This window comes from Altererythrobacter rubellus (genome assembly GCF_030284385.1).
Taxonomy (GTDB): domain Bacteria; phylum Pseudomonadota; class Alphaproteobacteria; order Sphingomonadales; family Sphingomonadaceae; genus Erythrobacter; species Erythrobacter rubellus.
Window position 1 is genome coordinate 73905 of record NZ_CP127221.1, and the last position, 19034, is coordinate 92938.

19 protein-coding genes and 1 tRNA gene are annotated in these 19034 nt (G+C 58.9%); 14 read left to right on the plus strand and 6 right to left on the minus strand.

Features of this window, described 5'->3' with window-relative positions:
* Nucleotides 1-8 precede the first annotated feature (8 nt).
* From QQX03_RS00365 to QQX03_RS00380, 4 genes are all read left to right on the plus strand, one after another.
* A complete protein-coding gene (locus tag QQX03_RS00365; protein WP_285976916.1) occupies nucleotides 9-590 on the plus strand; it encodes an LOG family protein in 582 nt (193 codons plus the stop codon).
* A 121-nt stretch (nucleotides 591-711) separates the two neighbouring features.
* Nucleotides 712-1659 (plus strand): phytoene/squalene synthase family protein, encoded by a 948-nt coding sequence (locus tag QQX03_RS00370; RefSeq protein WP_285975917.1) that lies wholly within the window; start codon nucleotides 712-714, stop codon nucleotides 1657-1659.
* Nucleotides 1660-1669: 10 nt separating this feature from the next.
* Nucleotides 1670-3604: an acetyl/propionyl/methylcrotonyl-CoA carboxylase subunit alpha gene (locus QQX03_RS00375; protein ID WP_285975918.1), complete on the plus strand. Its 1935-nt coding sequence runs from the start codon at nucleotides 1670-1672 to the stop codon at nucleotides 3602-3604.
* The gene (locus QQX03_RS00380; protein WP_285975919.1) at nucleotides 3601-5148 is read left to right on the plus strand and encodes an acyl-CoA carboxylase subunit beta; all 1548 of its coding nucleotides are present in this window, start codon (nucleotides 3601-3603) and stop codon (nucleotides 5146-5148) included. The genes QQX03_RS00375 and QQX03_RS00380 overlap by 4 nt, the downstream gene beginning before the upstream one ends.
* Nucleotides 5149-5260: 112 nt before the next feature.
* Here the strand turns inward: QQX03_RS00380 and QQX03_RS00385 are convergent, their stop codons facing one another.
* Complete coding sequence (locus QQX03_RS00385; RefSeq protein ID WP_285975920.1) at nucleotides 5261-6517, minus strand: multidrug effflux MFS transporter; 1257 nt, start codon at nucleotides 6515-6517, stop codon at nucleotides 5261-5263.
* 112 nt (nucleotides 6518-6629) lie between these two features.
* On the opposite strand from QQX03_RS00385, the gene dinB reads away from it, so the two are divergent.
* Nucleotides 6630-7763: a DNA polymerase IV gene (gene dinB / locus QQX03_RS00390; protein WP_285975921.1), complete on the plus strand. Its 1134-nt coding sequence runs from the start codon at nucleotides 6630-6632 to the stop codon at nucleotides 7761-7763.
* Here the strand turns inward: dinB and QQX03_RS00395 are convergent.
* The 3 genes from QQX03_RS00395 to QQX03_RS00405 form a co-directional block, all read right to left on the minus strand.
* Nucleotides 7760-8248: an NUDIX hydrolase gene (locus QQX03_RS00395; RefSeq protein WP_285975922.1), complete on the minus strand. Its 489-nt coding sequence runs from the start codon at nucleotides 8246-8248 to the stop codon at nucleotides 7760-7762. The two genes, dinB and QQX03_RS00395, sit on opposite strands and share 4 nt — an antisense overlap.
* Entirely contained in the window at nucleotides 8236-8859 is a 624-nt protein-coding gene (locus QQX03_RS00400; RefSeq protein ID WP_285975923.1) for a 6-phosphogluconolactonase, read from the minus strand. Before QQX03_RS00400 ends, QQX03_RS00395 begins: the two co-directional genes overlap by 13 nt.
* Before the next feature lie 84 nt (nucleotides 8860-8943).
* The gene (locus QQX03_RS00405) at nucleotides 8944-9507 is read right to left on the minus strand and encodes a hypothetical protein (protein WP_285975924.1); all 564 of its coding nucleotides are present in this window, start codon (nucleotides 9505-9507) and stop codon (nucleotides 8944-8946) included.
* 88 nt (nucleotides 9508-9595) lie between these two features.
* Here QQX03_RS00405 and QQX03_RS00410 point away from each other — a divergent pair, with 88 nt between their 5' ends.
* The 3 genes from QQX03_RS00410 to QQX03_RS00420 are packed head-to-tail and all read left to right on the plus strand — an operon-like array spanning nucleotide 9596 to nucleotide 12251.
* A complete protein-coding gene (locus tag QQX03_RS00410) occupies nucleotides 9596-10390 on the plus strand; it encodes an SDR family oxidoreductase (RefSeq protein ID WP_285975925.1) in 795 nt (264 codons plus the stop codon).
* 10 nt (nucleotides 10391-10400) lie between these two features.
* Nucleotides 10401-11468 (plus strand): NAD(P)-dependent alcohol dehydrogenase, encoded by a 1068-nt coding sequence (locus tag QQX03_RS00415; protein ID WP_285975926.1) that lies wholly within the window; start codon nucleotides 10401-10403, stop codon nucleotides 11466-11468.
* 12 nt (nucleotides 11469-11480) lie between these two features.
* Nucleotides 11481-12251, plus strand: coding sequence for an enoyl-CoA hydratase-related protein (locus QQX03_RS00420; protein ID WP_285975927.1), 771 nt, complete (start codon nucleotides 11481-11483; stop codon nucleotides 12249-12251).
* A 2-nt stretch (nucleotides 12252-12253) separates the two neighbouring features.
* Here the strand turns inward: QQX03_RS00420 and QQX03_RS00425 are convergent.
* Nucleotides 12254-12327 (minus strand) — tRNA-Gly (locus QQX03_RS00425).
* Between the two features lie 167 nt (nucleotides 12328-12494).
* On the opposite strand from QQX03_RS00425, the gene QQX03_RS00430 reads away from it, so the two are divergent.
* The 6 genes from QQX03_RS00430 to mmsB are packed head-to-tail and all read left to right on the plus strand — an operon-like array spanning nucleotide 12495 to nucleotide 18262.
* Nucleotides 12495-13991 (plus strand): CoA-acylating methylmalonate-semialdehyde dehydrogenase, encoded by a 1497-nt coding sequence (locus QQX03_RS00430; protein ID WP_285976917.1) that lies wholly within the window; start codon nucleotides 12495-12497, stop codon nucleotides 13989-13991.
* A gap of 16 nt (nucleotides 13992-14007) precedes the next feature.
* Complete coding sequence (locus tag QQX03_RS00435; protein WP_285975928.1) at nucleotides 14008-14322, plus strand: I78 family peptidase inhibitor; 315 nt, start codon at nucleotides 14008-14010, stop codon at nucleotides 14320-14322.
* Between the two features lie 58 nt (nucleotides 14323-14380).
* Nucleotides 14381-15526, plus strand: coding sequence for an acyl-CoA dehydrogenase family protein (locus QQX03_RS00440; protein WP_285975929.1), 1146 nt, complete (start codon nucleotides 14381-14383; stop codon nucleotides 15524-15526).
* On the plus strand, nucleotides 15523-16569 hold the full coding sequence (locus QQX03_RS00445) for an enoyl-CoA hydratase/isomerase family protein (protein ID WP_285975930.1): 1047 nt from the start codon (nucleotides 15523-15525) through the stop codon (nucleotides 16567-16569). The genes QQX03_RS00440 and QQX03_RS00445 overlap by 4 nt, the downstream gene beginning before the upstream one ends.
* The gene (locus tag QQX03_RS00450) at nucleotides 16566-17360 is read left to right on the plus strand and encodes an enoyl-CoA hydratase-related protein (protein ID WP_285975931.1); all 795 of its coding nucleotides are present in this window, start codon (nucleotides 16566-16568) and stop codon (nucleotides 17358-17360) included. The genes QQX03_RS00445 and QQX03_RS00450 overlap by 4 nt, the downstream gene beginning before the upstream one ends.
* Nucleotides 17361-17395: 35 nt before the next feature.
* Nucleotides 17396-18262, plus strand: a complete 867-nt coding sequence (gene mmsB / locus QQX03_RS00455; RefSeq protein ID WP_285975932.1) for a 3-hydroxyisobutyrate dehydrogenase — start codon at nucleotides 17396-17398, stop codon at nucleotides 18260-18262.
* Here mmsB and QQX03_RS00460 read toward each other — a convergent pair whose 3' ends face one another.
* The gene (locus tag QQX03_RS00460; protein WP_285975933.1) at nucleotides 18263-19015 is read right to left on the minus strand and encodes an Nmad3 family putative nucleotide modification protein; all 753 of its coding nucleotides are present in this window, start codon (nucleotides 19013-19015) and stop codon (nucleotides 18263-18265) included. It lies immediately after the preceding gene.
* Nucleotides 19016-19034 lie beyond the last annotated feature (19 nt).

Genomic DNA, 19034 nt, shown 5'->3' on the forward strand with positions numbered 1-19034 from the left:
CTCAAAAACTGAACCGCCTAGCTGTTTATTGCGGCTCCGCCACGCCGGATGATGCACGCTATATCGAACTAGCTACTGAGGTTGGTCGCTCGCTGGCCTTGCGCGAGATTGGCGTCGTTTATGGCGGCGGGCGGCTGGGCCTGATGGGCGCGGTTGCTCGCGGTGCGCTCGATGCAGGAGGCGCAGTGATCGGCGTGATCCCCGAAGCGCTGTTTAATTCAGAGGTCGCCAATCACGATTGCACAGAGCTCTACACTGTTTCCGGCATGCATGAGCGCAAACAGCGCTTCGCCGATCTGTCGGACGGTTTCGTCACGATACCCGGCGGGGTCGGCACCATGGACGAGCTTTGGGAAGCGATGAGCTGGGCGCAGCTTGGATATCACTCCAAGCCTGTAGGCCTGCTCAACACGATGGCGTTTTTCGATCATCTGATCGCCTTCAATGAAAAGATGGCGGAAGTCGGCTTTGTTCGCCCGGCGCATCAGAACATCCTGATCCACGATACGACTATAGGCGGCCTGATTAACAAAATGACCGCGTATGAACCCCACACGCCTATCTTTCGCATGAAAGCCGAGGATCTGTGAAAAGGCGTTCTTTTTTGATGTCCGCGCCGCCTGCACCCTCCACCCTTCCACCCGGAGCCGACCGGGATACCATCCGGGTGGAAGGGTGGAGGGTGCAGGCTGGCCAGGCAGCGGGTCAACCATGACCCGTCCCGAACTAGTCGAAGCAAGCCGCCTTGCAATCAAGCGAGGTTCGAAGAGCTTCTCCGCTGCCAGCCGCTTATTCGACCGTACCACGCGAGAGCGAGTTTGGATGCTCTACGCATGGTGCCGCCGCTGCGATGACTTAACCGATGCGCAGGATATGGGCGGTGAACTGGGTGACCAATCCGATATCGCGGCCAAGGTCGAGCTTATATGCTCATTGACCGCCAAAGCCCTTGCAGGTGAGGAAACCGGCGACATTGCGTTCGACGCTTTCGGACAGGTTGCCAACGAGGTCGGGCTGACAATTGACGATGCCGAAGCCGTAATCGCAGGTTTCCAGCTTGATGCGGAAGACTGGCGCCCACGCACCGAAGCCGATCTAATGCGCTATTGCTGGCATGTCGCGGGCGCGGTTGGCGTGATGATGGCGCTAGTAATGGGTGTGAAGCGCGAAGATGCGGACACGCTGGATCGCGCTTGTGATCTAGGCCTCGCGTTTCAGCTGGCGAATATTGCACGTGATGTCGTGGAAGATGACGCCGCGGGGCGTTGCTATCTACCGGCAATCTGGCTGGTCGAGGAAGATATCGAGCCCGGTCAGCACACCAAGCCGCACTATCGGCAGGAGCTTGCCGATATGGCGGCGCGGCTTGTCCGGCGGATGCAGGTGCATGCGGCCTCTTCACGGATCGGTGCGGCAAGATTGCCGTTCCGCTGCCGTTGGGCAATACTTTCCGCGGCGCGCATCTACACTGCGATTGGCCGCGAAGTGCTGGCCAAAGGCCCCGCTGCATGGGACCACAGGGTCTACACATCCAAAGTAAAAAAGATCGGGCACGCGCTCGCCGCGTTCGCCGAAGCATTGGTCAACCGTCCGCCGCAGCTTGACGACGAGCCACGGTGGCGGCGTTCCGATCTTGCTGAGAATGCCGCCAGCGCGTAGCGTTGAGCACATGTTTTCAAAGCTTCTTATTGCCAATCGTGGCGAGATCGCATGCCGCATCATCCGCACCGCACGCGCGATGGGGATCGCGACGGTTGCAGTTTATTCCGACGCCGATGCCAAAGCGCTGCATGTGCGGCAAGCGGACGAGGCGGTGCACATTGGCCCCTCGCCAACAGCGGAAAGCTATCTCGTGGGCGAGAAGATCATCGCGGCGGCGAAAGAGACCGGCGCTGAGGCGATCCACCCGGGCTATGGATTCCTGTCTGAGAATGCGGGCTTTGCTCAGGCTGTGATCGACGCCGGGCTGATCTGGGTTGGGCCGAAGCCTGCCAGCATCGAGGCGATGGGTCTGAAAGATGCGGCGAAAGAGCGCATGATCGCCGCCGGTGTCCCTGTGACGCCGGGTTATCTGGGCGAAGACCAGTCGGCCGAGCGCCTAAAGAGAGAGGCCGATGCCATTGGCTATCCGATGTTGATAAAGGCGGTCGCAGGCGGCGGCGGCAAGGGGATGCGCAAGGTCGATGCCCCGGCCGACTTCGAAGCCGCGCTGGAGAGTTGCAAGCGCGAGGCCAAGGCGAGCTTCGGCAATGACGAAGTATTACTGGAAAAATGGATCACCTCGCCGCGCCATATAGAGGTGCAGGTGTTCGGAGATAGCCACGGCAATGTCGTCCACCTGTTCGAACGCGACTGCTCGCTCCAGCGCCGCCACCAAAAGGTGATCGAGGAAGCCCCCGCCCCCGGCATGGACGAGGCGACCCGCGAGGACATCTGCGCCGCCGCTGTGCGCGCTGCCAAGGCGGTCGATTACGAAGGCGCGGGCACGATCGAGTTTATTGCCGATGCCAGCGAAGGCCTGCGCGCCGACCGCATCTTCTTCATGGAAATGAACACGCGACTTCAGGTCGAGCATCCGGTGACCGAGGAGATCACCGGTGTCGATCTGGTGGAGTGGCAGCTGCGCGTGGCGAGCGGGGAGCCAATCCCGCTAAGCCAAGAAGAGCTGAGCATCAACGGCCACGCCATCGAAGCGCGGCTTTATGCGGAGGACCCGGCGAAAGGGTTTTTGCCGAGCATGGGGCGGCTCAATCACTTCTACCTTCGCGACTACGGTGCATCAGACCGCATCGAAACAGGCGTGGAAGAAGGCGATGAAATCAGCCCGAATTACGACCCTATGATCGCCAAACTTATAAGCCGCAGTGAAGATCGCGAAGGGGCTATTGACTCACTCCTTCACATCGTCGGACGCAGCTCAGTTTGGCCGGTCGTATCCAATGCTGCATTCCTCTTCGAATGTTTGTCGCACCCAGAATTTCGCGCGGCGAATGTCTCGACAGGCTTCATCGAAGAGCACGCCGACGATCTCACAATTTTAGACGAGCCTTCGACGGATGCGCTAGAAGACGCGATCGCGCACCTCGTCTCCGATTTTCATTCAGAGTCATACGGCGAAACCAAAGCGGAAATAGAGTTCTGGCCCTTGGGCTTTCGGCTTAACCAGCCCTCAAATGCAAAAGCCGCGGTGATGGTTGGCGGATCGACCAAAAGCGTCGTCGTCCATCCTATGTCGATTTATAACCCGCATGGCTCGAACTCTCCTTCCGTGATCCGCGAGGTTGAAGCTATCGATGCTGATCATGCTGTTGTGGTCGAACGCGGTCGCACCTTCATGCTCTCTTTGCGCTCGGATGGTGACGGCCATGCCTCAGCTGCCGACGGCGCGATCCTCGCGCCGATGCCGGGCAAGGTCATTGCCGTCAATGTAGCCGAGGGCGATGCGGTGACCGCTGGGCAGCGCCTGATGGTGCTCGAAGCGATGAAGATGGAGCACGCGCTCACCGCCCCGTTCGACGGGACCGTGACCGAACTTTCCGCCAGCGAGGGCGGGCAGGTGCAGGTCGAGGCGGTGCTGTGCGTGGTGGAGCCGTCCGAAGAGTGAGTTGGGAGCGCGAACTCGAGGAACTGCGCAAGCGCGAAGAGCTCGCCGAGCAAATGGGCGGGCCGGAAAAGGTCGCGCGGCAGCATGGTCGCGGCAAGATGGATGCCCGCGCGCGGCTGAACGCGATCTGCGACGAAGGCTCCTTCCGCGAAATTGGCAAGGTCGCCGGGAATGCGACCTATGACGAGAACGGCGATCTGGTCAGCGTGCTTCCCGCACCCTTCCTTTTCGGCAAGGCAACCGTGCATGGTCGCCCGGTGGTGGCAACCGCCGACGATTTCACCATTCGCGGCGGCGCGGCAGACGCAGGCATCAAGCGCAAGATGGTACAGGCCGAGCAGATGGCGCATGAGCTGAAGCTGCCGATCATCAAGATGATCGATGGCACGGGCGGCGGCGGATCGGTCAAAACGCTGGAAATGATCGGCGCGACCTATATTCCCGCGGTTCCCGGGTGGGGCGATACAGTCAAAAACCTAGACACTGTGCCGGTTGTCGCGTTGGCGCTGGGGCCGACAGCGGGTCTTGGCGCCGCGCGGGTCGCCGCCAGCCACTATTCAATCATGGTACGCGGCCTAAGCCAGATTTTCGCCGCTGGCCCCGCCGTGGTCGATGGATTGGGCGAAAGCTACAAGGGTTCTGACGATCACGCCCGCGCCAAGGAAGAACTCGGCGGCAGCGACATCCACACGCGCAATGGCGTGGTCGATGATGAAGTCGCATCCGAAGCTGAAGCCTTTGCCCGCGCGCGACACTTCCTCGCCTTCATGCCCGAACATGTCGGACAACTGGCGCGCCGTTCCAACTGCACCGATCCGGTTTACCGCCGCGAAGAAGCCTTGCTCTCCCTCGTCCCCCGCGAAGACAAGCAAGTCTATTCGATGCGCCGCTGCATGGACATGGTGTTCGACCAAGGCACTGTGTTCGAAATCGGCAAGATGTGGGGCCGCGCCGCGATCACGGCGCTGGCAAGGCTAGACGGATGGCCGGTCGCCGTGGTGGCCAGCGATCCCAGCTTCCTTGGCGGGTCGTGGGATGCGAAGACCAGCGAGAAGGTAGAGCGCTTTGTCAAACTCGCGGACCAGTTCCGCCTGCCAATCGTCCATCTGGTCGACAATCCCGGCTTCATGATCGGCCGCGAAGCCGAAATGGCAGGCACAATCCGCTATGGCGTGCAGGCCATGAACGCGATCTACAAAGCGACTGTGCCACTAGCGAGCATCGTATTGCGGCGCGCCTATGGCATTGCCGGCAGCGCGATGAGCAATGCAGACCTCTACCAATACCGATTCTGCTGGCCGTCAGGTGATTGGGGAAGTCTGCCAATCGCTGGCGGGCTGGAAGTGGCTTACAAGTCAGAGCTGGTAGCAGCCGATGATCCAGAGGCGCTGCTTGAAGAGATCAAGGAACGGCTAAACAAGGTAACGTCACCGTTCCGAAGCGCTGAACGCTTCAATGTCGAGGATATCATCGACCCGCGCGATACGCGGCCATTGCTGTGCGAATTTGCAGATCTGGCTTGGCGGAAACTGAATTCTGATTAAGCCTGGCCACCCGGATTGCCACTCCTGAGTAGGATCCGAGTGGAAGGGTGTAGGGAGCGGGTGGCTCGGTAAAGGTCAGGACGGATGTTCTGACGGCACGCAACAAAACGCCTCAATAATTCTTATGCATCTGCATATAACGCCGCGCCTCTCCGGGTGCGCGGAACAGCTTTCCGCGCTCACTATAGAGGATGCAGGCCAAGCCAAGGCAGGAACAGATCACCATCGCTGTCGCCAATGGCCCCGCAGTGCCATCATAAGCCTGGCCGATCAGAGCCCCCATCACCGCGCCGGTGGTCATGCGAATGCTGGTCTGGATCGATGATGCAGCGCCTGCGATATGCTGGAAAGGTTGCATCGCGATTGCGCCAAAGTTCGCGCCGACAAAGCCAAGGCACGCCATCGACATGCTGAGTAGCGGGACGAATTCCCAAAGCGTCTGTTCCTCGCTTCTCGCCGACCACAATTGAACCACACTGACCAGCAGAAAGCCGATCAGCGCCGCATGCCCCACGCGCCGCGCGCCATATTTCTCGACAATCCGTGAATTGAGGAAGTTTGCCAGCACCATGCCGATGATCGAAGCACCAAAGATCAGCGCGAAATAGTCGCCCGCGCCAAAGCTCTCTGCGATCAATTGTTGCGAGGAATTGAGGAATCCGAACAACGATCCGAACACCAGCGCGCTGCCGATGACATAGCCAACCGATTCTCGCTTCGCGAGCGCCTCTTTCATATTGCGCAGGATCGTGATCGGTTGGATGTCTTGCTCGTTCGCTTCGGTCAGCGTTTCGGGCAGGCGCAGCCACACCCACAGCGCGACACCCAACCCCATTACGGCCATCGCAACGAATATCACACGCCAATCTGCCACCATGAGGATCAACTGCCCGATCGCAGGTGCGACGATAGGCACGACCAAGAATACCATCATGATCAGGCTCATCAACCGTGCCATCCGGTCTCCGCCTACATGATCGCGCACGATCGCAGCGGGCACAACGCTAAGGCCCGCGCATGAGATTCCCTGGATAAGCCGCAAGCCGATCAGCCACCAAAAATCGGTCACAATCGCGCAGGCGAGCGACAAGAATATGTAAGAGGCAAGTCCCACAAACAGCACAGGACGCCTTCCAAACTTGTCTGCAAACGCACCAGGGAAGAATGCACCCAGGCCTGCACCAAGGAAGTAGCTGCTGATAACATATTGCCGGTCATTCCCGGCTGCGCCCAGTTCCTCTGCCATCACGCCAAGCGCGGGCAGCATGGAATCGATCCCGAACGCCTGCAAGCTCATCAATAGTGCCATCAGTGTGACAAGTTCACGTTCACCCAATTTGGATGATGCAGAGGCGGCTGTCATCTTCATGGCCATGCTCTTGGCCGGATAGATGCGTGAAAGAAAGCAGCAATTTGGCCAGTGATGCATTTTCGCCTGTGCGTGCTTTCGCTGCACCGCCGCTGGGCGTAAGGCTAGCGATATGGCGGAATCACCTGACAGTGATGAGAGCGAGAGCGGCGGGGATTCGCTTGGCCTGCGCAAGATCATCCATGTCGATATGGATGCCTTTTTTGCCAGCGTTGAACAGCGCGACAACCCCGATCTGCGCGGCAAGCCGGTTGCAGTGGGCGGTGCGGGCGGGCGAGGCGTGGTGGCCGCTGCAAGTTATGAAGCCCGCAAATTCGGCGTGCGCAGCGCGATGCCATCCGTCACCGCCAAGCGGCTCTGCCCCGACCTGATTTTCGTGCGCCATCGCTTCGATGCGTATAAAGAAGCCAGCCAGACGATCCGAAAGATATTTGAGCATTATACGCCGCATGTCGAACCGCTGAGCCTGGACGAAGCCTATTTGGATGTGACCAATGATTTGCTGGGCATCGGCTCTGCCACGCGCATTGCCGAACTGATCAGGCAGGAAATCAAAGCGAAGACGCGGCTGACGGCCAGCGCCGGGGTTTCCTACAACAAGTTCCTCGCCAAGATCGCCAGCGACCAGAACAAGCCCGACGGCATATGCGTGATCCGACCTGGCGAAGGCGCGGATTTTGTCGCAGGCCTTCCGGTGCGCCGTTTTCATGGCGTTGGGCCAAAGGGAGCGGAGAAGATGGCGAAGCTTGGGATAGCAACCGGAGCCGATCTTGCGGCGAAAGACATTGAGTTCCTGCAGGCCAATTTCGGGAGCATGGGCGACTATCTCTATCGAGCCGCCCGCGGCATTGATCTGCGCAGGGTCAGTGCACACAGGGTTCGCAAGTCTGTCGGGGGCGAGCGTACCTTCAGCGAGGATATCTCCTCTGGGCCAGCGCTACGCGAAACACTCGACAATATCATCGACATTGTGTGGGACAGTATCGAGCGATCAGAGGCCAAGGGGCGCACGGTAACGCTCAAGATGAAATACAGCGATTTTCAAAATGTCACCCGCGCCCAAACAGTCGATCATCCGGTCGCGGACAAGCAGGAATTCGCGCGGATTTCGCGCGCACTGCTCGATGAATTGCTGCCGTTGCCTTTACCGATCAGGCTTATGGGGTTGACGCTTTCGAAACTGGAAGGCGAAAGCGGTGCCAAGCAAGCCGCGCCGCGCGACGATGCGCAGTTATCACTGCTCTAAGTAGGCCCGCGCCCTTCCTTCCAATGCGAAAGTGCACGCCTTGTCGAAACACCAAGAGGTTGAGGCAGCGAATGCGTCGGGAAAAATCGCGCTTCTGTGACCTCGCGATTATCTGGTCGAGGCTGTTTGTCGATCACGGCAGCAAAGAGATACATGGTATGTGGTGAGCCCGAAATTTCACCTTCAAGCTCCCCGATCGGCGTCAGCTTCTTAGTCTCGAGGCCCAATTCTTCCTTCAGTTCTCGGCTTGCGGCATCTGCTGGGTGTTCGCCACGATCAACACCTCCACCGGGCAAGAGCCAGTCCTGCGGCCCGTAACTGTGCTTGAGCAGCAAGAGGTCACCCTGGAAATCGGTCAAAATGATGTTGCAACCGACAATCGGCACTTTGCGCCATCTTCGCCATTGATTTCGCAGCGGAAAAATGATCCTCAGCGCGAGCCGATGCAAAGGTGCAGGCAGCATCCGCTCGATCAAGCGAAGCATGTGACCGGTTGGGTGGCAGCGCTGAGAAGCCGAGCGATTGGGAGGTCATGATCGGCGCGGATGGCAGCATCGAATACCTGCCGTTTGTCCGGGTTTCCGCCTAGCGTAAAGAGGAGCGCATCTGACTTGAGCAATGCCGGGATGGTCAGTGTAATCCTGTCAAAGGGCGCATGCGGCGGAAGCGGATCCGGCGTCAACCTGCGAACCAGCTGAGGATCGTCAACTTGCGGATCGGTGTTAGGAAACAGCGACGCAATGTGGCCATCGTCTCCCATGCCCAGCCATGCCATTGCGAAATGTGGCGGCGGAACATGCTGGTCCAATGCCTGAACCTTTGCACCCACAGGCTCGAACAGTGCGCGAACTTTGCCTGTATTCGAAGATTCGTGATCTTCGGGCACAATACGGTCATCGCCCGGCCAGACTTCCAGGCGCGACCAATCCAGATCACTCATTACCAATTGCTGCATGATCGGAAAAGGCGTCGATCCACCGGGCACTGTAATGGCGACCAGACCTTCGTTGGCTTCCAGCGCGCTAGAGATGCACGCATCAAGCCAATCGGCAATCACGCCGGCGCCCACACTTTCTATCGCATCAACCGCTTTCATGATCCAACCATAGCCATAGCACCGGCCACTAAATAGCGAAAAGCGCGTGCTAAAATGTAAAACTTAGTATGCATAGCCCAATGGCTAACGACCAGCCGCTATGCCAACCCACAAAACGAACGCGGCAACAGCCAATGCCAACATTGCCAGCACGATCCTGAGTATGCACAATTTGGAGGTGTGTCGGCCCATTTCTGGAGCGATCCATGCACTCAACAACGCCGCAGCAGAGCCGAAAGTTACGCCGAGAGCAATGCCAAGCGGCTCAGTGATGGCAGCCCCTGCCGCGAAAGCCAGCCAGCGCGGCGCGTCCAAAGCCTGCTTGCCTGAAAGCGCCATGAAGATTGCCCCTATAGAACGGGTTGGTTCGCGGATGGGCACGAATGGCTCACTCCGAAACAGAGTGATCGCAGCAAGCAGCAACCCACCCGCCACAAGCAGTGCGCATGGTAACCCGATGAAATGTGCAGACAGCCAGAAACCGAGATAGGCCATGGTAAACGCTGTCAAAACGCTCGTCAAAACCACCAGGCTTGGGAGGATCGGGGAATTGGGCAATGTGCCAGCCAAGCCACTAACAATCTGCTGCGCACCGCCGCCCATTGTTGCCAAGAAGCAAGCGAGCATGATGATCAGCGGCAAGTCCATTGCGCAGCCATGCACCATTTGGGGAGGGGAATTAAGCCATCATTTAGGCCAGAAGAGATCTCAATGAACAATTCAGCGGGAGCAGGACATGAAACTCGAAAGCGGAATGGCGGCAGTGGTAACCGGCGGCGCATCGGGACTGGGGCGTGCAAGCGCGCAGGCGCTGGCCGATCAAGGGCTGAAAGTCGCGATCTTCGATATCAATGACGAAGACGGCAAAGCGCATGCCAAGGCGATTGGCGGCACTTTCCACCGTGTCGACATCATGGATGAGCAGTCGGTTGAAGACGGCTTCGCCGCAGCGCGCGAAGCAAACGGCCAGGAACGCGTGACCGTGCATTGCGCCATGGCCAGCAGGCGCGGCAAGACGCTGGGCTGGGACAAGGAAAACGGCCGGTACAAGCGCTTGCCGACAGAGGATTACGCCTTTGGCGCAGAAGGTATCCTGATCGCAAGCTATCGCATCGCCAGTATCTCCGCCCTGGGCATGGCCAACAGCGAACCGCTAAATGAAGATGGTGAGCGCGGTTGCATCACACTGACCGCCAGTGTCGCGGCACAAGACGGGCAGATCGGACAAGTCATCTACGGCAGTTGCAAGTCAGGCGTGAACGGTCTGGTGCTACCGATGGCGCGCGACTTGATGGACATCGGCATCCGTGTGAATTCTGTAATGCCGGGCATTTTTGCGACCCCGTTGATGCTGGGGATGAAAGATCGCAATCCGGCCATGTGGGCGCAACTAAACGCCAGCGTACCTTTCCCCAAGCGGCTCGGCCATCCAGAGGAATTCGCATCGCTGATCTGCGAGATCGCCCGTAACAGCTACATAAACGGGCACCAGTTCCGCCTCGATGGCGCGATCAGAATGCCGCCCAAATAGGAGAGACAACATGGCAACAGCCACCAATGAATATCCGACCAAGGCCTATGGCACTTCCGCTCCGGATTCTCCTGTCGGGCCGATGGACATCACGCGCCGCGGCCTTCGCGAAGATGATGTTCTGATCGACATCACTCATTGCGGCATCTGCCATTCGGACCTGCACACGGCGCGTAACGATTGGGGCCGCACGACTTATCCTGTCGTGCCTGGGCACGAGATTGTCGGCACGATTGCGGCCATTGGCGAGAACGTGACCCGGCACGAGGTAGGTGATCGCGTTGCCATCGGCTGCATGGTCGATAGCTGCATGGAATGCCGGCACTGTGATCAGGATCTGGAACAATACTGCGTCAACGGGATGGTCGGCACCTATAACGGCAAGGATTTGCGAGACGGCACGCCCACCTTTGGCGGCTATTCCGAGCGGATCGTTTGCCGCGAAGAGTTTGTGCTCAAAGTTCCGGACGCGATGCCGATGGCTGAGGCTGCGCCGCTTCTGTGCGCGGGCATCACCACATACTCGCCATTGCGCACCTGGAAGATCGGCCCGGGCAGCAAGGTCGCCGTCGCGGGGTTGGGCGGGCTCGGCCATATGGGTGTGAAGCTGGCTGCCGCGATGGGCGCGGAAGTTACCGTGCTGAGCCGCAGTGAAAGCAAGCGTGAGGATGCCGAAAAGCTAGGCGCGCACGCATTTCTTAACACGTCAGACAAGGACGCGATGAAAGCCAAGGCCGGCTACTTTGACATGGTCCTGAACACTATCCCGGTGCGCCATGACATTACCCCATACCTGCACCTGCTGAAGATCGATGGCGTGCAAGTTCTGGTAGGCGTGATCGATATGTTGCCGGAAATGCATTCCGGTATTCTACTGGGCCGCAAGGTGTTGACCGGCAGCGGGATTGGCGGATTGGCAGAGACGCAGGAAATGCTCGATTTCTGCGCAGAGCATGATGTGCTGCCAGAGATCGAGATCATCCGCATGCAGGAAGTGAACGATGCCTATGACCGGATGGAAAAAAGTGACGTGAAATATCGCTTCGTCATCGATATGGGCAGCCTCAAAGAAACTTGAGGACCCCCCTTTATGACTGACCATATCCGCATCGAGCAAAGCGACCGCCTGATCACGGTTGCGTTCAACCGCCCAGACAAGCGCAACGCAATCACTCAAGACATGTATCAAGCGATGACCGATGCGGTGAATGCCTATGCCGTGGATGATGAAAACCGCGCGCTTATGATTACAGCGGACGGTGCCGGTGACGGGGCATATTTCACCGCTGGCAATGATTTGCAGGATTTTGCCATGGGTCCGCGCGGTGAGAACAATCCGCCGGTCATCCAGTTTCTCCACGCGATCAAGGATTGCCCCAAACCTTTGATCGCTGCGGTGAATGGGCCAGCTATTGGTGTGGGCCTTACGCTGACACTGCATTGCGATCTGGTTTATGCCGCACAATCGGCGACGTTCAGCGCGCCTTTTGTGAAGTTGGGATTGGTGCCAGAAGCAGCCTCTTCTCTGCTGCTGCCAGAAGCTATCGGCATGGCCGCGGCGATGGACGTGTTCATGACCGGGCGCACGCTGACTTCGGAAGAGGCGCTGCGCATGGGGCTGATCTCCCGCATGTTTGATGACGCTGAATTTGACGCCCGCGCGCGCGAACTTGCCATGGTTGTCGCGAATGCCGCGCCCAATGCGATGCGCCATGCAAAGGCGCTGGTCCGAAACCGCAATGCCGAGATCACAGATCGCATGATGGCCGAAAGCGTGCATTTCGCAAACCAGCTGCAATCGCCCGAATTCGGTGAAAGCGTTGCGGCAATGATGGCGAAGCGCCCGGCGTTCTATCCCTAATCTGGAGCGGGTGAAGGGAATCGAACCCTCGTCGTCAGCTTGGGAAGCTGCTGCTCTACCATTGAGCTACACCCGCACCCCGATCCGGGCTCGCGCATTGCCGCAAAGGCCAAAGATGGTCAATCAGATAGGTGAAGCGGACATGCGCGGCTAGTATCACACACATGAACGCGGCTTGGCTTGGATTCGCAACTGCGAAGAGGTAGAGCGCGCGAAAGATTCGAAGGTTCGAGAGGAATAATGATGCGGCAAGTTGATCATTTTCTAGCCGGAGGGGAGAGCGTTCCCTCTACACGCAAGCACCAGATCTGGAATCCCTCAACCGGCGAAGTTCAAGCCGAAGTTGCCCTGGGCGATGCGGCTCTGCTCGATAAAGCGGTGGCGACAGCAAAGGCGGTCCAGCCCGGCTGGGCGGCGACCAATCCGCAAAAGCGCGCACGTGTGATGTTCAAGTTCAAGGAATTGATCGAACATAACATGCAGGAGCTTGCCGAACTGCTTAGCTCCGAGCACGGCAAGGTGATCGACGATGCGAAAGGCGACGTTCAACGCGGGCTGGAAGTGATCGAATATGCTTGCGGTATCCCGCAGGCTCTCAAGGGCGAGTACACCCAAGGCGCCGGGCCGGGTATCGATGTCTATTCCATGCGTCAGCCGCTCGGCATCGGTGCAGGCATCACACCGTTCAACTTCCCAGCGATGATCCCGATGTGGATGTTCGGTATGGCATGTGCGGCCGGAAATGCCTTTATTCTGAAGCCGTCAGAGCGCGATCCCTCAGTCCCCGTCCGCCTCGCGGAGCTGTTTCTGGAAGCAGGTGCGCCAGACGGTTTGCTGCAAGTGGTTCACGGCGACAAGGAAATGGTCGACGCGATCCTTGACCATCCGGATATCCCCGCGATCAGCTTTGTCGGCAGCTCTGACATCGCGCAATATATCTACTCACGCGGCAGTGCGAATGCAAAGCGCATACAGGCATTCGGCGGCGCGAAAAACCACGGCATTGTGATGCCTGACGCGGATCTGGATCAAGTGGTCAATGATCTGGCAGGCGCGGCATTTGGCAGCGCAGGCGAGCGGTGCATGGCATTGCCTGTCGTCGTACCGGTTGGCGAAGACACCGCCAATCGTTTGCGCGAAAAGCTGATCCCGGCAATCAACGCATTGCGCATTGGTGTTTCGAACGATCCGGACGCGCATTACGGCCCGGTTGTAACGCCCGAGCACAAAGCGCGGGTCGAAGGCTGGATCGATACGGCTGAAGCCGAAGGTGCAGAAATCGTGATCGATGGCCGCGGGTTCACACTGCAAGGGCATGAGAACGGCTTCTTCGTCGGTCCGACCCTGATCGACCGCGTTACGCCGCGGATGGAAAGCTACAAGGAAGAGATTTTCGGCCCTGTGCTGCAGATCGTGCGCGCCAACGACTTCGAAGACGCGGTTCGACTACCAAGCGAGCATCAGTACGGCAATGGCGTTGCGATCTTTACGCGCAACGGACACGCCGCGCGCGAATTCGCCAGCCGGGTGAACGTGGGCATGGTCGGCGTGAACGTGCCGATCCCTGTACCGGTCAGCTATCACAGCTTCGGCGGGTGGAAACGCTCCGGCTTTGGCGACATCGATCAGTACGGCATGGAAGGCCTGAAGTTCTGGACCAAGAACAAGAAGATTACTCAGCGCTGGCCCGATGGCGGGGGCGATGGATCGAATGCCTTTGTCATTCCAACGATGGGGTGAAGTAGGGGATGAAACTATGAGACTGATTGCGACTCCACTATTCGCTCTGCCGTTGGTTGCCTGTGCTGGATATGCTGACCCGGAACCAGCGCCTCCCGCGCCAGAGGTTACCACAGCGCCAGCAGAATATGTCTGCGATGTAGCGCCTGCGGAGTATCACGTTGGCCACGATGCGACTGCGGAAATGGGCGCGGCCATTCTGCGCGAAAGCGGGTCACGCACACTGCGATGGGGTCCCCCGCGTACCGCATGGACGATGGATTATCGCCAGGATCGCGTGAATGTCCGCTATGACGACAACATGAAGATAACCGAAGTCAGCTGCGGGTAAGCAGCGTTATAAAGCAGGACGCTTTGCCAAGCGATCAAGAGGGGCTATTGCGCACGCCATGACAGGACAATTTGCATTAACTGACGACCAACTCGCCATTCAGGAAATGGCGCAGCGTTTCACTGCAGACAATATCACACCCTTCGCGGGCGAATGGGACGAGAAGAGCCACTTTCCGCGCGATGTAATCCAGCAGACGGGCGAACTGGGCTTTGGCGCGATCTACGTTTCCGAGGAATCGGGCGGGATCAACCTTGGCCGGCTTGAAGCCGCACTGATCATGGAAGCCATGGCCTATGGCTGCCCCGCGACCAGCGCCTATATCTCGATCCACAATATGGCCGCATGGATGATCGACCGCTTCGGCGGAGACGAGCTGAAAGCACGCTACCTGCCCAAGCTGGTGACGATGGAACACATCGCCAGCTATGCGCTGACGGAACCCGGCTCAGGCTCGGACGCAGCGGGCCTTAAGACCAGCGCCGTGCTGGACGGCGACCACTATGTCATAAATGGCACCAAGCAATTTATCTCGGGCAGCGGCTTCAACGACATCTATGTCGTCATGGTCCGCACCGGAGAGCACAAGTCAAAGGGCATCACCTGCCTTGTGATCGAGAAAGACACGCCGGGCCTCAGCTTCGGCAAGCCTGAAAAGAAGCTTGGCTGGAATGCTTCGCCCACAGCGCAGCTGATATTCGAGGATTGCCGCGTTCCGGTTGCCAACCGCGTTGGCGCAGAGGGCGAAGGCTTCCGCTTTGCCATGGCCGGATTGGATGGCGGGCGCATCAATATCGGCGCATGTTCGCTGGGCGGCGCGCAACGCTGCCTGGACGAAGCGGTGAAATACACCAAGGAACGCAGGCAGTTCGATACGCCTGTGGCCGATTTCCAGAACACACAATTCATGCTGGCCGACATGGCGACCGAGCTGGAGGCGGCGCGCGCGCTGCTCTATCTCGCGGCGGCGAAAGTGACCGAGAATGCGCCGGACAAGACGCGCTTTTCCGCCATGGCCAAGCGGCTCGCGACTGATAGCGGCAGCAACGTGGTCAACAACGCGCTGCAACTGTTCGGCGGTTATGGCTATCTGAAGGAATATCCGATCGAACGCTTCTGGCGCGATTTGCGCGTGCATTCGATCCTGGAGGGCACCAATCAGGTCATGCGGATGATCGTAGGACGGGATCTGACACACCAATGACTCAAGAATTGCTGACATCTATTGAAGGGGCGGCAGGAAAACTGTCCCTCAATCGCCCCAACGCGCTGCATTCGCTCACTCTGGATATGTGCCATGCGATGAGCTCGGCGCTAACCGCGTGGGCGAGCGACGACGCGGTGAAAGCTGCGATCCTCGACCATGCCGAGGGGCGCGGGTTTTGCGCGGGTGGCGATATCAACCTGCTGCGCGAAAGCGCTTTGAATGATGGTGGAGTTTCGGGCCGCAAGTTCTTCCATGACGAGTATCAATTGAACCATCAGATGTTCACCTATGAAAAGCCGATCGTGGCGTTCATGGACGGCATCACCATGGGCGGCGGTGTTGGCATTTCACAGCCCTGCAAATTCCGTGTCGCGACGGAGAAAACGCGTTTCGCCATGCCGGAAACGGGCATCGGCCTGTTCCCCGACGTTGGCGGCGGCTGGTATCTCTCGCGACTGGGTGGGCGTTTGGGACAGTTCCTAGCACTCACCGGCGCACGGCTGGATGGGGCAGAATGCCTTTGGACCGGCCTCGCGACCCATTACCTGCCAACCGAAAAGCTGGAAGAAGCCAAGGCCCGGATCGCAGAACATCCCGAACGCATCGCCGGGATTCTCGGCGAGTTATCTGCGCCAACACCCGAAGCCCGTATCGCAGGCAATGCGGACAAGATCGCCAAACATTTCGCATCGGATCGCTATGAAGACATACTTGCTTCGCTAGACGCCGATGAAAGCGAATGGGCGGCGAAGGAACGCCGCACGCTGGGCACCAAAAGCCCGCAGACCTGCAAGGTCGCGCTGCGCCAGTTGGCTGAAAGCGAGAAGCTGACTGATTTTGCCGACAATATGGCGATGGAATATCGCATCGCTTCGCGCGTGCTGACCCGCCCCGATTTTGCTGAAGGCGTGCGCGCGGTAATCGTTGAGAAAACGCATGATCCCGAGTGGGATCCCGCTACTCCTGAAGGCGTGAGTGACGAGCTGATCGATCAGATTTTCGCGCCCTTGCCTGCCGATGAGGAATGGAAACCCCTATGACCTACGAAACCATCACCGCCGAAAAAGATGCCCACGGCACCAAAGGTGTCACGCTGCTGACGATCAACCGTCCGCAGGCACTGAACGCGCTCAATTCCAAGGTGCTGGAAGAGCTGATCGAAGCCTTCGCCGACTATCAGGCAGACGAGAGCCAGCTATGCGCCATCCTGACAGGCTCCGGCGAGAAAGCCTTCGCGGCAGGCGCGGACATCAAGGAAATGAGCGAGAAAGCGGCGGCCGATTTCTATCTCGACGATTTCTTTTCGCCCTGGACCAGCGAGATCGTTAAGAAGACCCGCAAGCCGTGGATTGCTGCGGTCAATGGCTTTGCACTGGGCGGCGGATGCGAGCTGGCGATGATGGCAGACTTCATCATCGCATCGGACAATGCCAAATTCGGTCAGCCGGAGATCAAACTGGGCGTAGCCCCGGGCATGGGCGGTTCGCAGCGGCTGACGCGCGCAATCGGCAAGTCAAAGAGCATGGAAATGTGTCTGACCGGCCGGATGATGAGCGCCGAGGAAGCCGAGCGGTCGAACCTGATCGTGCGTGTTGTGCCTCAGGCGGATTTGATCGCAGACGTGCTCAAGACCGCTGCGACCATTGCCAGCATGCCTCCTATGGCGACCATCGCGAACAAGGAAATGGTCAATTCGGCTTTCGAAATGACGCTGGATCAGGGGCTGATTGTTGAGCGCCGTATCTTCCAGATCCTGACCGCGAGCGAAGACAAGGCCGAAGGCATGGCCGCCTTTATCGAGAAGCGCGAAGGCCAGTGGAAGGGGCGCTAGTCTTGGATTGAACCAAGCCCCCAAAGGAGAGACACATGAAAATCGCATTTATTGGCCTCGGCAATATGGGCGGCGGGATGGCCGCAAATCTTGTGAAAGCCGGGCACCACGTCCGCGCGTTCGATCTGTCCAAGGATGCGCTGGCCCGCGCCAAGGAAGCTGGCTGCGAAACCTTCACCAATGTCCGCGATGCTGTGAAAGACGCCCAAGCGGTTGTCTCCATGCTGCCCAACGGGGCCATCGTAAAATCGGTCTACACCAGCGACGTTATCGGCCACACGCCGCATGCCGCAACGCTGATCGATTGTTCGACCATCGATGTCGCCACTGCGCGCGAAGTTGCCGATGCGGCACACGCAGAAGGCTACAAGATTGTCGATGCACCCGTTTCTGGCGGCATCGCGGCGGCGAATGCCGGCACGCTGACCTTCATGGTCGGCGGAGAAATCCACGCCTTTGAGGCAGCCAAGCCGGTGCTTGAAGCGATGGGTAAGGCCGTGATCCACGCCGGCGGTATCGGCAATGGTCAGGCCGCGAAAATCTGCAACAACATGCTGCTCGCGATCCATATGATCGGCACGTGTGAAGCCTTCTCCATGGCGGAGAAACTGGGCCTTGACGCGCAGACTTTCTATGACATTTCCAGCGTATCTTCGGGCCAGAACTGGTCAATGACCAGCTATTGCCCGGTACCGGGGGTTGGCCCGCAAAGCCCGAGTGACAATGACTATCAGGGCGGATTTGCCACCGTGCTGATGCTGAAAGACCTGAAGCTGGCGATGGAGGCGGCGGAAAGCGCAGGTGCAACCACCGCGCTGGGCCGCCATGCCCAGGAAATCTACGAAGCCTTTGCTGAGCAGAACGGTTCGGTTGATTTCTCCGGCGTCATCAAGACGCTCTAGTCATTTCCTTCGGATTTCGTCCAGAATTCGCGCGAGCCATTCGCGCGGTGCAGATCTGCGCCCGATATCGGCGACGAATTCCTGACCGCGCGCGACACTGCGCAACTTGCCGCCGCGCAGCCAGCGATCGGGCCTGTCGTGGTAACTTAGCCCGCCGCGCTTGAGCCATTCGGGCCTGTCCCACAGCGTCACCGGACCGCCGGGAACGGTTAGCTGCAAGGCATCGCATGCGCGCGATGCCTGCACACCCGGCCCGCGATAGATCACATCATTCTTGTGATGCATCGCCAGCGCGTGGGGATGCGCCAGATCAGCGAGCTTTTGCGGTGGGCCGTCGGCAAGCGGGATTACCTCTTCGACTTCAAGATAGGCGAAGATGCGGTGATGCGGCTTGCCGCCATGATCCCAGTCTCGGAATAGCCCGAAAAACAGGAACACATCGCCTAAACCCACGCCTTGGCGTTCCAGATGCGTTTGCGCCGCACCGCATTGCCCGAACAGGCACTCTCCCGCGTCAGTGAACATCGGATCGTGATGACATGGGTCATCCGCATCAAGCTTCCCCCGACTTGAGCGAGCGGCATGTTCGCCCAAGCCTAGATCCCCGTAAGTAGTACGCGAAGCAGCCCCCGCGGGAATCGGCAATGTCACAGGCCGACCGGCCACAATCGGCGACGGGCCACCTCCCGAGCCGCTATCAAAACCCTTGCGAGACAAGATAATGCGCATCGCTGCACCTGCTGCACGGCTCATCTTCGCATGACAAGAGTTT